This is a genomic window from Martelella sp. UBA3392 (assembly GCF_002358775.1).
Lineage (GTDB): Bacteria > Pseudomonadota > Alphaproteobacteria > Rhizobiales > Rhizobiaceae > Martelella > Martelella mediterranea.
Genome location: NZ_DEPM01000287.1, coordinates 671 through 14,452 on the forward strand (window position 1 = coordinate 671; position 13,782 = coordinate 14,452).

Consider the following 13,782-nt stretch of genomic DNA (forward strand, 5'->3'; position numbering starts at 1 on the left):
GGTCAGCGGTTCGATCCCGCTTAGCTCCACCAAATTTTCCCTTTGTAATGTAAAGTGTCACATGGATTGACCTTTTTTGCGGGCTTTGACCTTTTCGGTCACTTGGCTTGAGCTTTTGGGCGTTTATGGCTGCGATGCAGACGTGTTGCATGGCGATCTGGAAAACGACTGTTCGATCTGTCACCTTCCTCAAACACTTCCGCTCCGTCGCAATCCGACATGACAAGCGCGACGATAATTGCCTTGTATCCATCCAACCTGCTCCATTTCATGCTTGGTTGCGGATTTACGAAGAAAGAGGGCAGCTAGGGGTCTTGGGCCTATCGTCCCCACTTTGCGGCTTGTATGGTCGGGTAGCATCTGATATTGCTCAAAATTGAGCAGGGTAGCCGCGTTTCCATCGACATCCACGATCCAAACTGCCATGCAGGCAGTGTGTGGTTTCCGTTGAATATTGACAGATGACCAGCAAGCACAGTCAGATTCGCGAGGACACGCAGTTCCGGGTACTTCGCCTGTTGCAGGACAATCCGGAAATGACTCAGCGTGAGTTGGCCCGGGCCGTTGGAATAAGCGTTGGCGGAATACATTACGTGCTCAACGCTTTGATTGAAAAAGGTCTTTTGAAACTGGGGAATTTCACTGCCGCAAAAGACAAGCGCCGTTATGCCTATATTCTCACGCCGAAGGGCATAGCCCAAAAGACGGCGATTACCAGACGTTTTCTTTCCCGGAAAATGGCGGAATACGAGGCGCTGAAAGCTGAGATCGAGGAGTTAAGCAAGGAATTGGCGGGCTCCCGGGATGCCAATTCGTAATGGTTTCTGCTGCTGGGTGCCTCGGTCGGTTTCTGTGTAAATATATTCACTTTTAGGGTCTGGGTTTTATCTATTTTCAAACAATATCGAAAAATTTAATGTAATGATTTTCATAAATATGAATTGTTGCGTATTTTTAATTTAATAATATTTGATTTTTTTGATTTTAATTTTTGTTAATTTTCTGGAATTTCATTTTTAGAGATTTAGAAAGAATTTTAGCGCGAAACATTTCCAGTAATACGGAATATTTTATGAAGCGACCATCATTGCGAACGCGAACCAAACATTTCCTGCAGCATTTCCTTCCCACCCGGTTTCCGCCCCTGGTCGTTGCCAGCATGGGGCGGTCAGGCTCAACGCTGATCTGGGACGGCTTGCGTGAAAGCATGGCGAGGCAGCGGTTCGGGCGGTTTCATGAGTTCGGGACGAGGCTTGTTTCCGATTATGCATGGAACCTTGATGAAGCGACATTTGCCAACGGGGTGGTGTACAAAACCCATGACGTTGCCAGTGCAATGCCGCAAAATACCCGCGCCAAGGTGATCTTCGTTTTCGGCCCTGCTTCCGATGCGGCGCTGTCAGTCGTGTCATGCCGTGATCGCTATGGTGAGGCCTGGATCGAGGAACATTTCGAGCATCTTCATTCTTCTGGGCGTTTCGAGGACCTGGGTCACAAGGATGTGCTGCGTTTCGAGGAACAAATCGAGGGGTGGCTCAACCTGACCGGCGTAGCGCGGGCAATTATTCACTATGACGCTCTGTGGGAGTATGAAGATGAGTTGTCTGCGTTCTGCGGCATCCCGCTGAAGCTGCCGCAGCGCAAATCCCGGGTTGGTGTGAGCAAGATTGATCTTCCCACCCAGGCCCAGTTTGAGCGCACCTATGCCGCGCTGGACGAGCGGATTGCATCATTGCCAAGATTTCAGATACTCAAATGATCTCGAAGCAACGGGCACTTGGAGCTACGATCTGGTCGGCCGTCGAGCAAGTGGGCGGGCAGGGCGTCAGCACTATATTTCTGCTTGTGTTCGCGCGCGTGCTTACGCCGGAAGATTTTGGTATTTTTACTTCTGGAGCGCTGCTGGTCGGGTTTGCGACGAAGTTATGTGTCTTTGGTCTCGACTCGGTTGTCGTTCAGAAGCCGCAACTTGATGATCGGGAATTCAGCACTGCCGTCTGGACGACGGTGTTCTTCTCGGCGGTCCTCGGCCTGGGTCTTATGTTGGTCGCCAAGCCGCTAGCGGCGGCGTTCGATGAACCGGGGATCGTTGATCTGATGCCGGTGCTCGTCGTCGCCACGATAGCATCCGCGCTCACCGCGACGCTGACCGGCATGCTTCGGCGCGATCTGAAAATGAAGTCGCTCGCGAAGCGAACGCTGATTTCCAATCTGCTTTCAGGCGCAATCGCAGCGCCGTTCGTATTTCTCGGTTTCGGCTATCAGGCGCTGTTCATCCAGTTGATCGGCGGAGCGGTATTGACGCTTGTACTGACCTATTTCGTGCTGGGCCGGACTGTGCGCATGACCTTCGACGCTTCGGCGGCGCGCCAGATGCTCACCTTCGGCGCTTCGATGACCGCAGCGGATCTGCTGACCTACTACAACCGGGAGAGCCCCAAGCTATTTGTCGGTTTCTTTCTGGGCGTCGATGCTCTCGGTATTTTCTCCATGGGCATGCGGGTCATGAACCTGCTCCTTCAGGTGGTTGGCGTTGCCTTTTCCAGGGTAACGCTGCCGATCCTGGCCGAGGTGCACCGATCTTCTCCGGAAAGGGTAAAGGAGATTTTCCTGCGCCTCGTCCGGCTGGCCGGGGCGGTGATGGTGCCTATTTTCCTGCTTTCCGTCGTCCTGCGCGACAGCCTGGTCAAGGTGATGCTGGGTGAACAATGGTCCGCTGTCGCGCCGATCATCGCTTTCCTTGGCGGAGCAGGATTGTTGACCTCTCTGAATTACGTCAACGGCTCGACGATCGTGGCCATCGGGAGACCTTCGGCAAGATTATGGTTCTCGAGCCTGCGCGCAATCATTGGCACCATTCTCCTGGCCGCGGCCGCACCGTTTGGCGTCGTGTATGTTGCCGCCGCATTTTTCTTGCGCGGCGTTATCGTCGAGCCCTTGCAACTGGGCTACCTCCTGCGCAAGCTGGGTACGAATTATCTCAACTACCTTTCGAGCCTGAAAGGCGTCCTCCTGGCCACATTGGCTCTGGTGGCGGTCGGGAGCGGGCTCGTTATGCTTTTATCCGCCTGGCCCCCGCTTGTTCTACTTGTCGTGGCCGCCTCCGTCGCGGTTGTGGTCTTTATGGCGGTTCTGATGCTGACAGATCGAAAGTTTGTGCTGGAACTCAGTGTGCTCAGAAGCTCAAGGAGCAAATTGTGAAACAACTCATAATCGGTATAGACGGCGGGACCGCGGAAGTATTCGATGCTTTCGACATGCCGTTCTGGCATTCTTTGCGGAAGTCCGACGTCACTTTCGACGTGACAGAAGACCTCAATCAGCGTGGTTGGGTTAAAATGCTGTCCGGACTGGGAGCTGAGACGACGGGCGCTCTCTATATGCGTCCGCTGTTCGACTCGCCTGGCGATTTCACCATTTCCTATAGCTACAAAGATCTTTCGCGATCGCCTAATTTCAGGCCTATATGGCGATTGGCCGAGGATACAGGGGCCAGAATCGGCATGATGAATGTGCCGACAACCTCTCCGGCACAATCGGTCAACGGATTTTATGTCAGTGGCGGCGGTGGCGGTATCATGCAGGGCGGTATGCCTCCCAACATTGGTTACCCGGAAGACGTTTCCAAACTGCTCGAAGACCATGGCTATATTTTTGATACCAGGTTGGGAGCGCAGACTTTTCCGAGTTTCAGCGCCTTGACTGAAAACCTTACGCAGATGATGTCTGCACGGGCCCGGAGCTTTGTTGCTTTGGCCAGAAAACACGAGATAGATTTCGGTTTCGTGGCTTTTCGGGCGACGACGGTCCTGTTTTTTTTAGCGATGTCCGAAATCGCACAGGTCATGCGGATGCCGGCTGATCATCAAAACCGCAAGAGCTGGTCCGGCCCATGGCTCGCCATGATAAACGAGCACATGAAGGTTCTCGACGACACCCTGGCCTTGCTGTTCAATGAGCTCCAGCCAGAGCATCACATCGTGACCTCCGACCACAGTATCGTTCCCTGGACGCATGACGTTGATTTTAACGGGTTTCTGGCCGAAGCTGGTTATTCGCAATTTGGGAGCAAGACCTCTACTTTTCTGAAATCCTCCGCGAAGCTTGCCCTGAGGCCGAAGTTCAGAACACAGGCTACCGATATTCCGCTGCGTGATATTTTGCCGGCGCTGGCTACAGTGGGCGGCAAGATTAAAGGTCGTCCCCGCGCATTCTCCAACACCTATGTTCACGGCATCTACATAAATGATCATGAGAGATTTGGTGGTCCGGTGCCGGTCAGCGATGTAGCTGCGGAAACGGACAGCATTGTCGACAGTTTCAACTGGCTAGCTCTGCAGCGACAGCTACCGATGAAAGCCGTGCGATATCGTTCGGAGTTCAGCAGCGCGCCCTGTGCGGATGCGTTGCCGGATGTCTCGATTCTGCAATCAGGGAATACCTTTCCATCGGTACTGGGCAGCCATTGGTATCGAAAGAACCCCAATTTCGGACCGGTTACCTCACTTTCGGGTATCGGCGGCATGCATACCGGACAGAAAGGCATCAAGCCAATCCTCATGACAGACCCCGCCCTTGCAGCACTGAAAAGTGACGAGGACCCCACGGACCTGCGGTTGGTTCACCGACTGACCGCCAAACTATACGGTGTAGCGTGACGACCGAGAGCCGACAAAAAGCTTATGTGCTGACTCATCACTGGGTGCCGAATTTCGGCGCCAACCTGCAGGCTTTGGGGACCAGGCGCCTGCTTGAGGCGCGCGGCTACGATGTGAAGTTCGTCGATTTCCGACCGCGCGCGCTGGTGGAAAAATACAATCGTTCAATTCCAGAAGCGCAACGGAAGGCGCATGCGGATTTCGTGGATGAGTATCTTCCGCAAACCGCATTGGTCGAGGATCAGGCCGGTTTCGAAAGGCTGGTGCGCGACGCAGCGGCAGACCTGTTTGTCACCGGCTCGGATGCAGTCTTTCGGCTCGACCAGGCAAGCAGCCGTGCCGATCTGGTTTTTCCAAATCCGTATTGGCTGACGGGTATTCCAGACGGACCGGGAGCGGAGCCGATGAAAGTGGCGCTGGCCCCGAGCGCGATGGGGGTGAATCTGTCGCGTATGGACGCGACGGCGCGAGAGGGTATGGCCCGCGCCTTGCGAAGTATGGACGGGCTTTCCGTGCGCGATTCATGGACTTCGGGCCAGATCCGGCGCATCGCGCCCGATGTCAGGACGGAGATTATTCCGGATCCGGTATTTTCGCTGCGGAAACTCATCCGGGAAACGCGACGCGAACAGCCGGCTGAGGCGCCCTATGTCATCGTCAATACGCAGCAGATCATGGATCGCTCGTGGATCGAGCGGTTTTCAAGGCTTGCCGAGGCAGAAGGTTATCGCACGCTCAGCATTCCCACGCCTGAAGGACAGATAGACGCCGGCGCAATTTCGACCGCAGATCTGCCGATCGCGCCGATGGATTGGCTCAAGCTGCTGGCACGATCGTCTGGTTATGTCGGCGTGCGTTTTCACCCCGTGGTCGTCGCGCTCTCCGCCGGCCTGCCGGTGGTGTCGCTTGACCTTTATCACGGGTCGCCTCTGACGGTACGGCGCAGCAAAACCTGGTTGATCATGAAAGAGTTCGGCCTGACCAAGGCTTGCCACGGGCATCGCTGGCACAGATGGTTGTCGCCAGAGAAAGTCTGGACGCAAATTCAGGGACAAAGAGACCAGGCGGCGCAGAAAACTGAAGTCGTAGATCGACTGGCGCAAACAATCGAAAATTATCTTGATCGCGTTTTGCAAGTCGGGAGTCCTTGACGTGTCTGACGCGCTGCCGATCAGCTGCATAATCACCAGCTACAATCGTCGCGATTTGCTGAAGCGAGCGGTCGCTTCCGTTCTTGATCAGAGCCGAAGCGTGGCCGAGATCATTGTGGCCGATGACGCTTCCACGGACGGTTCCGTCGAGTTTATTGCTGATCTGGGCAGACGTTACTCGAATATCACGCCGGTGCTGCGGGAGCAGAATATAGGCGTCGCGGCCAACCGCGACCTGGCGATACGTCAGGCGAGCCAACCATTTGTGACCCACCTGGATGGCGACGATCTCTTCGCGCCCACGAAAATTGAGGCCGAATGGTCGGCGTTGGGCGGCGACCCCGATGCTGTAGCCTATTCGTACATAGCGCTGATAACGACCCGAATGTTCCTGCGCTCCAGCGTGCTCGACCCGGGGCTGACGGCCGAAGGGAAGAAGGAGGCAGTATTTGCCAATTTCGTTACCCGTAGCGGGCCGCTGCCCAGAGACATGCTGCTATCGAAAGAACTTTATATCAAGGCTGGCGGGATGACCCACGGCGTGGCCCTTTATGAAGATTGGGAATTCAAGATGCGCCTTGCCGCGATGGCGCATGGCTGGCGTCACAGCCGCGCCATAGGCACGCTTTATATTCACCAGCCGAACTCGTTGTCACACTCGGAGCCCGAAGAGCACTCGAAGTGGAAAAGACATGCTCTGGAAAGCGTCAGGAAGCACCTTTCCGGCGTTCTGGGGGAAGACGAAGCGCAGATGTGGATGGCTGAGACTTCTGAAAAGTCCGAGCAATGGCCGGCGCCGGGTTCCCGGGCCGCTGCAGCAAAACATCTTCGGAAGCGTTGGCAGAATCAAATTCTGACCCATGGCCGGTTCTTGAGGCTCGCCGTGCAGCTTCAATCAATTTTGACCAAAACAGCGGAGTTCTGAACCTGTGCGCCCGGATACCGATAGCATTATTGTTGTGCACAACGGCCGCCGCGACAACTACCAGGTTGCGAAAGCTTTTAGCGAAAAGGGTTTTGAAGTCCATCTTGTTACGGACTTCTACTATCAGCCGAAGAGCCCATTCAGCTTCCTCGTAAAACTGGCCTTCGGAAATATGGTCCGGAAACGATACGACCCTGAAATGAGCGTCGTCGTTCATTCTTCATTTGGTCTGATTGTCACCGACTATCTGGAGAAATTTTTCCCGCGCAACGAGATCGTAAATCGGATGCGCAGCCATCTCCTGGGAAAAAAAGCAGCAAAAACCATCGAGCGGACCGGGGCAAAGCGGGCGATATTCTATTACAATTGCGGCATCAACTCTTTGCCGGGCCATATCCGGAGAAAATGCAGCATCACGCTGTTTCAGATGCATCCGCATCCACATGCTATCCGGGAAATTTATGACTCTTATCTAGAGTTTCGTCCGCAGCTTTCAGAGACACTTTTCCGTCAGGAAGAGGAAATGACCGACAATGAAAGCTATTTCAAGGGATTGCTGGAAGAGGCGCTGCGATCTGACAAGGTGATTTGCACGAGTACCTTTTCCAAGCAGACGCTGATTTCCGCGGGCGTCGACTCCGAAAAAATATACAAAGTGCCCTACGGATTTCCCGAGACTTCCGAAACCATACCATCAACGGAGATAGCGACAAACGCGCTTTATAGTCTCAGGCTCGCGTTTGTCGGCCAGTTCGTCGTGCGAAAAGGTGTATTCGAACTACTGACAGTGGTCGCTGATCGCCCTGAAATTGAGCTCACCATCTACACGCGCGAGGCGCGATTCGCGTCAGACACCGTCAAGCGTTGGCTTGGATCGATTCCGAAAAACATACTGTTCAAGACAGTTCTCGACGACAAGGCCCTTTGGCTCGACGCTCAACAACGAGACTTTCTTATCCTGCCAAGCCTCGTCGAAGGGTTTGGGCTGGTCATTACCGAGGCAATGGCCAATGGCTTGCCGGTGATCTGCTCGCCTAATACGGTTGGTCCGGACATCATTCGGGATGGGGTGTCGGGTTATCTTACCAAAGGCCATTTGGCGCGAGATATAGAGCACGCGTGCGACCGGGCAATCGAACAAAAAGGAAGTTGGCCATCCATTCGAAAAAACGCCATGGAAGTGGCTCGCGACCGCACATGGACAGAGTTTCGTTCAGACATTCGCGATATCGTCTGAAGCAAACTTGTGTTTGCAGGCGTACCTCGTCAAGGTAACCTGGCAAAACCGCTCCGCGATGGCGAAGTCCGGCGACAAGCACCGAGGGAATACGGGTTCAAAATTCTATGATAGATTGGTATCTGATTACCTTCGGAGCATTGTTGGTTTTCTTTGTGACCCGGTATGGAGTCTTTTCCTTTCCGGTTTTTTTTGTTTCGCAGGTGATCCTTTATCTCGTCGCGATGCCTCTTGCTCTTAACGGCTTCGATGAAGTGACCGGCGCCAGAGCGGATATGACCTGGAAATTCCCGGTTGCGGTCACACTCTATTCGGTTTTCTATCTGCTGGGCGTACGACTATCTGCACCTTTGGCTTTCGAGCGAAACTTCTATTTGAAGGTCAAGGCACGCGAGCCGCAGTTGAAACGGGCTGGCAGCAGGGTCGCCACTGTGGCCCTTGGATTTATTGCGGCGGGGATGATTGCATATTCTATCGCGTCGCGAAATATATTCACCTCGGGCGACCTGCTGTTTACCATCATTGGGTTCGACCTGGCACTTGTCTTATACCTGATCGGCCACAACCGGCGTCCCGCGTGGCTCAATGCGATATTTTTCATCTGCCTTTTGTTGCTTTATATTTACAGCGGCTTTCGGTACAGAATACTGATATTGTTCTTGGCCGAGGTGATCCCCTTCGCCTTGGGCAGATCCAGAATCTTCAGTCGTATCGCAATCATTTCCGGAACGATTTTACTCGCTGTCATCCTTGGGGCGTTCGCGCAGATTCGTTCCTACGGCTCTTTTTCCGTGGTCGATCTTCTAAATACGGATTTGGATATACGTACGGCCCTTCTGGCAAGCGGCGAACAAACCGTTTCAATCTCGACGATTGCTATTATTGAAAACAATGATTATTTGCCCAAGATCGGCTTTGAACCGATAGTGCTGGTCGCTACGCAGTTCATCCCCTCGGCAATTTTCCCTGATAAGCCAAGGGCTAGCTATCTGGGATTCTATAATCGGGTAACGAAAGGCCTGAGGAGCACAGGGACTGCAATGCACGACGTTGGTCAGGCAACGCTGATGTTTGGGATCGGCGGTCTCCCTTTTAGTTCGTTTTTATTTGGATATATAATCGGGTTTTTCTTGAATTCTATGCTTAAGCGGAGCGAAAGCCTGCAATATATGGTTGCCGCTTTGGTATTATTCGGAATTAGTATTCCAACACGTGGCTATTTCGCTCAACAGATCACTTGGGCCTTGACTTTTTTGATGCCTGTTGTCCTGATTCATTTTTCCGGACGTCTGGTGTTCGGCGGACGTCGCGGTAAGACATACATAATACGCGAATAGAAATTCTATTTTTCACGAGTTTTCAATGTTCTAGCGATGCACGGCGAATGTATCGGTTTCGAAGAGAGAAATTGCTATGTCATTTATCGTAGAGTGTTCGGGTGGACGCCAAGGTAGTCGCATAGAGGGCCTGTGGGGCAGTCCAGGGTGGCATCATCTGCACGAAAGCCTCTGCAGTGCCTGATGTTGTCCCTCCATGTTGCCGGATCGTTCTGCGGAAAATCAAGTATTTCAGGGTCGATATGTACCCTTTCAATTGGAAAGTTAGTGAAACACGCCTATGCCAGCCTCCAAAGAAATGTCGATCATCATTCCCAATTTCAACGGCGGTGCTTTTCTTGAAGAGCTTTTATCTTCCCTTGCAGGAACTCGAAATCGTGACAAGTTTGAGGTAATCTTCATGGATGGCGGGTCTCAAGATGAGTCCGTTGAAATTGCCCGACGCCTTCTTCTGGATACGGACGTAATTGTTTCGGAAGCCGATGAGGGACAGTCCGACGCGATACAGAAAGGCCTTGAGCGCGCGCGCGGCACCTGGTTTATTTTTCAAAACAGCGATGATCTGTTCAACATAGCGACGCTCGACCGCTTCCTGGATGAAGCGGAGCAATACGATCGGTTTGATGTTGTTGCGTTTGATATGGACGTTATCGAGGCTGATGGAGCAAACGGATGGAAAGTTGTATCTTCTTTCCGCCACACCAGACCCGTCTCTTGGCGGCAGCTACGCTACAATATCTACTACACCAATCAGGCGACGGTTTACCGGACGTCCGTGGCAAAACGCGTAAAGTTTGATCCAGCCATGGGGTTCGCGCTCGACTACGACTTCGTCGTACGGTTTTTTAAGCTGATACGGCCGAAGGTGAAGATCGTGTCGGCGGTTATGGGGTATCAGCGTATGCACGACGATACCAAGACATCGAAGCTTCAAGAATTATGTTTAGAAGAGACCAGAGCCGTTCGCCGGCGCGAGTATGGTTCAACGGATTCATTCGTGGGGTTTCTGGAAATGGTCCAGTACCATGCATTCAAGAAGTTGAGGCTGTGGTAGTTCCGCAGGACAATGGTAGAGATCTCCAAAGGTCGGCATCTCGGCGGAGCGTTGATCCGTGTGCCCTGACCGGCTACGCAATGTGTAAAGCAGCCAAGTTGGGCTTATGTTTTTGATATTTTTCTTGTTTTTCGCTTACTTTCAATTGGCGCAGATTTGGATACTAGGATTAGCATGACTCGAGTCGCTGTCTTCGCTTACCCTCAGGCCTTGACATATACAGGTCAGACCGCAGCCACCAAGCTCGCCGTCCGCGAGCTATCTGCGAAAGGATGGCAATGTCGTACGGTCGAGTTCCCTGCATTTGACCGCACGCGGCCGACGGCTCGGCAGTATATTCGCTACGGCTTCAGCTTGGTTGCATCATGGGCCAAGTTGGCCGCCAGTGTCATCAGCGGTCAGCCAGTTCTTGTCTTCAATCACGGGCAGACTGTCGCGAGCTTCATACGAATGGGTTTACCCCATCTCGTCCTTCGCGGGCTTTTGCCGCGGAGAAAAATTATCACGTCCCTGCATGGCTCTGTGTTCATGACCTGGCAGCGGGATAGCCGCAAAACGCGTTTTTTCCTTCGCTTGCTGGATGCATCTGACGAGATTACGGTTCTCGGCGCATTGCAACGGGAAAAGCTTATAGAGTTGGGGGTGCCGGCAAGACGTCTCAAGATTCTGCCAAACACAGCCGACTTGGATATCTCGCCTGAAGGCCGTGTGCTTGAAAAGCACAGAGCACTTGCCGTTGATCCCGTTGCGCCGGTCGTACTCATGCATCTGAGCCTGTTGATCGAGAGCAAGGGATATGTCCGGTTTCTTGAAGCCTGCCGGAGCTTGGTCGAGGCGAGAGACGGTTCTGAGCGACCGCTCGAAATATTGCTGGTCGGTCCGATGGCATTCACGGCTTATTGCACCAAATTCAGGACGCCGGAGACCAAACGCGACTGGATTGTCAAAGAGATCGCGGCGCTGAATGCGGCGCCAGGTGTCTCCGCCCGATGGATCGAGGGGGCCGAAGGAGCCGAGAAAGCGGCCCTGTTTGATGCAGCTCACCTGTTTGCCTTTCCAAGCCGGTATCCTGTTGAAGCCCAGCCACTTGTACTTCTTGAGGCCATGGCCGCCGGTTGCGCGCTCATCACCTCGGACCAGGGCGAGATACCATCTACCGTCGGAAACGACACGGGTTTGTGCCTTTCCGATACGTCGGTAACAACCGTAACCCAAGCCATGCGTGAGTTGTTGTCGGATCATGATAGGCGCATATCCGCGGCCTTGGCTGCGCATCATCGCGCTGCAGAGCTGTTCAGCGCTCGGACGTATTGCGAGAACTGGGAGAATCTGCTGGCGCATAGTGATCAAGAGAATGCAAAATGAAGTCTCTTGAAGCAGCCGGAAGCGGCTCGATCGATCGCTCTCTGGACTTGCGATCGCATTCATAAAGCCGATCGGGTCGGCCTCCAGAGTTTTGTAGAAATTAAGAGCGGATGCGGAACTGGCTGATTTTCGACAGGTTCTTGAGCACCAGGGTGTGAACACCACCCACGCGGTTTCGGCGGATCGCCAGCAGGTCTTCCTTCATCTTCTGCCGGATCTTTGCCAGGTTGCGGTTGCTGACGCCGCCCACGCGCATCTTGTACAAAACCTCGGGGAGGTAGACCGTGCGGCCGGATGCCTGGGAGAAGTATCGCAATATAAACTCGTAGTCCGCCGAAATTTTCAGATCGGTGTCATACAAGCCGACACGTTCATACGCTTCGCGTCGCAGATAGAGCGTCGGGTGGGCCGGCATCCAGCCAAATTTCAGGCGGCGGGACTGGTAGGGGCCTGTAGCCCAATGTCGGATAACCCGCGTTGTGTCACTTTGCGAGACGTAGTCCAAATCGCTGAAGACAGCCTCGACAGCGGGATCGCCGAATGCGGCGGCGATGCGGGCCAGAACCGCATTATCCGCGAGAAAATCGTCGCTATGAACGAAACCGACGATTTCTCCGGTCGCATGGCGGATCCCTTTGTTCAGGGCATCATAAATTCCCCTGTCCGGTTCGCTGATCAAACGCATGCGGGCATGGCCGGCACGCTCGATGGCGGCGAGCGAGTCATCCTTTGACCTGCCTTCGATAACCAGATGCTCGAGGTCTGGATGCGTCTGGCGTGCCACGCTGGCGATTGCCTCGCCGACAGTCGATTCCGAATTATAGGCGGCAGTAATAATGGATATCTTCAAGACGGCACCTGTATAATATCAAATACATAATATACTTATAAATATCTGCAGGGAGTATTTCTCCCGTGCCGCGCTACAATGCGGTCTTGTTTAAAGCCTGACCGGTGGCATCGCCGAGCCGGAGACGCAGCGGCGAGTCCACGAAGCCCGTGCCCGCGCTCTTAAAGGGCATTCGTCTCTTCTGGCGCTGGCAGGGCGCGGTCGTTCGATCCTCCCGTCGCTGTTTCCTAGCCGAGCGCGCGCGCGGAAAAATTCCCCGAGAGAAAAGCGTCATAGGCGTCGCGGATGCCGTCTTCGAGGCTGATCTTGGGGGACCAGCCCATGCCGCGCAGCTTGTCGGCGCTCATCAGCTTGCGGGGCGTGCCGTCGGGCTTGGAAAGGTCGTGGACGATGTCGCCCTCAAAGCCGACCACCTTGCAGACCAGCTTCGTCAGGTCGAGGATCGAGATATCCGTGCCGGAGCCGACATTGACGTGCTCCTCGCCGGAATAGGTCTTCAGCAGGAAGATCAGCGCGTCGGCGCAGTCGTCGGCATGGAGGAACTCGCGCAGCGGGGTGCCCGTGCCCCACACCACGATCTCCTTCGCGCCGGAGGCCTTGGCCTCATGCGCCTTGCGGATCAGCGCCGGCATCACATGGCTCGAATTCAGGTCGTAATTGTCGCCCGGACCGTAGAGATTGGTCGGCATCGCCGAGATATAGTCGCGGCCATGCTGCCGGCGATAGGCCTGGGCGAGCTTGATGCCCGCGATCTTGGCAATCGCATACCATTCATTGGTCGGCTCCAGCGGACCCGTCAGCAGGGAATCCTCGCGGATCGGCTGCTCGGCGAATTTCGGATAGATGCAGGACGAACCAAGGAACAGGAAGCGGTTGACGTCGCTCTTGTGGGCGGCTTCGAAGATGTTCGCCTCGATCATCAGGTTGTCGTAAAGGAAATCCGCCGGATAGGTGTCGTTGGCGAGGATTCCGCCGACTTTTGCCGCAGCCATCACCACCGCGTCGGGCTTCGCATCGGCCATGAACGCCTCGACCTCGGCCTGTCGCTTCAGGTCGACCGTATCGCGTCCGGCGGTGATCACCTCGCAATTCTCCCCGGCCAGGCGGCGGACGACGGCAGCGCCAACCATGCCGCGATGGCCAGCGACCCAGATTCTTTTTCCCGCAATATCAAAGGTCATGAAATTCTCTTCCGTTTCTAAATC

At 54.3% G+C, this 13,782-nt stretch carries 12 protein-coding genes; 10 read left to right on the plus strand and 2 right to left on the minus strand.

What is annotated here, in order from left to right; all coding sequences use genetic code 11:
• Window positions 1-461: 461 nt before the first annotated feature.
• The 10 genes from B4E36_RS22455 to B4E36_RS22500 all read left to right on the plus strand — a co-directional run bounded on the left by B4E36_RS22455 (window position 462) and on the right by B4E36_RS22500 (window position 11,727).
• Window positions 462-818 (plus strand): MarR family EPS-associated transcriptional regulator, encoded by a 357-nt coding sequence (locus B4E36_RS22455; protein WP_292055149.1) that lies wholly within the window; start codon window positions 462-464, stop codon window positions 816-818.
• A gap of 254 nt (window positions 819-1,072) precedes the next feature.
• Complete coding sequence (locus tag B4E36_RS22460; protein ID WP_292055148.1) at window positions 1,073-1,759, plus strand: hypothetical protein; 687 nt, start codon at window positions 1,073-1,075, stop codon at window positions 1,757-1,759.
• Window positions 1,756-3,201, plus strand: a complete 1,446-nt coding sequence (locus tag B4E36_RS22465) for a lipopolysaccharide biosynthesis protein (RefSeq protein WP_292055147.1) — start codon at window positions 1,756-1,758, stop codon at window positions 3,199-3,201. Before B4E36_RS22460 ends, B4E36_RS22465 begins: the two co-directional genes overlap by 4 nt.
• Window positions 3,198-4,658 carry an alkaline phosphatase family protein gene (locus tag B4E36_RS22470; protein WP_292055146.1) on the plus strand — a complete coding sequence of 487 codons (1,461 nt, stop codon included), beginning with the start codon at window positions 3,198-3,200 and terminating at the stop codon, window positions 4,656-4,658. The genes B4E36_RS22465 and B4E36_RS22470 overlap by 4 nt, the downstream gene beginning before the upstream one ends.
• Complete coding sequence (locus B4E36_RS22475) at window positions 4,655-5,809, plus strand: polysaccharide pyruvyl transferase family protein (protein WP_292055145.1); 1,155 nt, start codon at window positions 4,655-4,657, stop codon at window positions 5,807-5,809. The genes B4E36_RS22470 and B4E36_RS22475 overlap by 4 nt, the downstream gene beginning before the upstream one ends.
• Window position 5,810: 1 nt before the next feature.
• A complete protein-coding gene (locus B4E36_RS22480) occupies window positions 5,811-6,734 on the plus strand; it encodes a glycosyltransferase family 2 protein (RefSeq protein WP_292055144.1) in 924 nt (307 codons plus the stop codon).
• A gap of 4 nt (window positions 6,735-6,738) precedes the next feature.
• Window positions 6,739-7,971 carry a glycosyltransferase family 4 protein gene (locus B4E36_RS22485; protein ID WP_292055143.1) on the plus strand — a complete coding sequence of 411 codons (1,233 nt, stop codon included), beginning with the start codon at window positions 6,739-6,741 and terminating at the stop codon, window positions 7,969-7,971.
• 143 nt (window positions 7,972-8,114) lie between these two features.
• Window positions 8,115-9,308, plus strand: coding sequence for a hypothetical protein (locus B4E36_RS22490; RefSeq protein WP_292055142.1), 1,194 nt, complete (start codon window positions 8,115-8,117; stop codon window positions 9,306-9,308).
• A gap of 280 nt (window positions 9,309-9,588) precedes the next feature.
• Window positions 9,589-10,362: a glycosyltransferase gene (locus B4E36_RS22495; RefSeq protein ID WP_292055141.1), complete on the plus strand. Its 774-nt coding sequence runs from the start codon at window positions 9,589-9,591 to the stop codon at window positions 10,360-10,362.
• Window positions 10,363-10,536: 174 nt separating this feature from the next.
• Window positions 10,537-11,727 carry a glycosyltransferase family 4 protein gene (locus tag B4E36_RS22500; RefSeq protein WP_345900839.1) on the plus strand — a complete coding sequence of 397 codons (1,191 nt, stop codon included), beginning with the start codon at window positions 10,537-10,539 and terminating at the stop codon, window positions 11,725-11,727.
• 100 nt (window positions 11,728-11,827) lie between these two features.
• On the opposite strand, the gene B4E36_RS22505 is transcribed toward B4E36_RS22500, so the two are convergent.
• Both B4E36_RS22505 and fcl read right to left on the minus strand, forming a co-directional pair.
• Window positions 11,828-12,577, minus strand: coding sequence for a glycosyltransferase family 2 protein (locus B4E36_RS22505; protein ID WP_292055139.1), 750 nt, complete (start codon window positions 12,575-12,577; stop codon window positions 11,828-11,830).
• Between the two features lie 227 nt (window positions 12,578-12,804).
• Complete coding sequence (fcl, locus tag B4E36_RS22510) at window positions 12,805-13,758, minus strand: GDP-L-fucose synthase (protein WP_292055138.1); 954 nt, start codon at window positions 13,756-13,758, stop codon at window positions 12,805-12,807.
• Window positions 13,759-13,782: the final 24 nt, after the last annotated feature.

Coding starts and splice junctions, on each gene's coding strand:
- B4E36_RS22495 (WP_292055141.1), top strand. CDS start 9,589: ATGCCAGCCTCCAAAGAAATGTCGATCATCATTCCCAATTTCAACGGC.
- B4E36_RS22460 (WP_292055148.1), top strand. CDS start 1,073: ATGAAGCGACCATCATTGCGAACGCGAACCAAACATTTCCTGCAGCAT.
- B4E36_RS22465 (WP_292055147.1), top strand. CDS start 1,756: ATGATCTCGAAGCAACGGGCACTTGGAGCTACGATCTGGTCGGCCGTC.
- fcl (WP_292055138.1), bottom strand. CDS start 13,758: ATGACCTTTGATATTGCGGGAAAAAGAATCTGGGTCGCTGGCCATCGC.
- B4E36_RS22500 (WP_345900839.1), top strand. CDS start 10,537: ATGACTCGAGTCGCTGTCTTCGCTTACCCTCAGGCCTTGACATATACA.
- B4E36_RS22455 (WP_292055149.1), top strand. CDS start 462: ATGACCAGCAAGCACAGTCAGATTCGCGAGGACACGCAGTTCCGGGTA.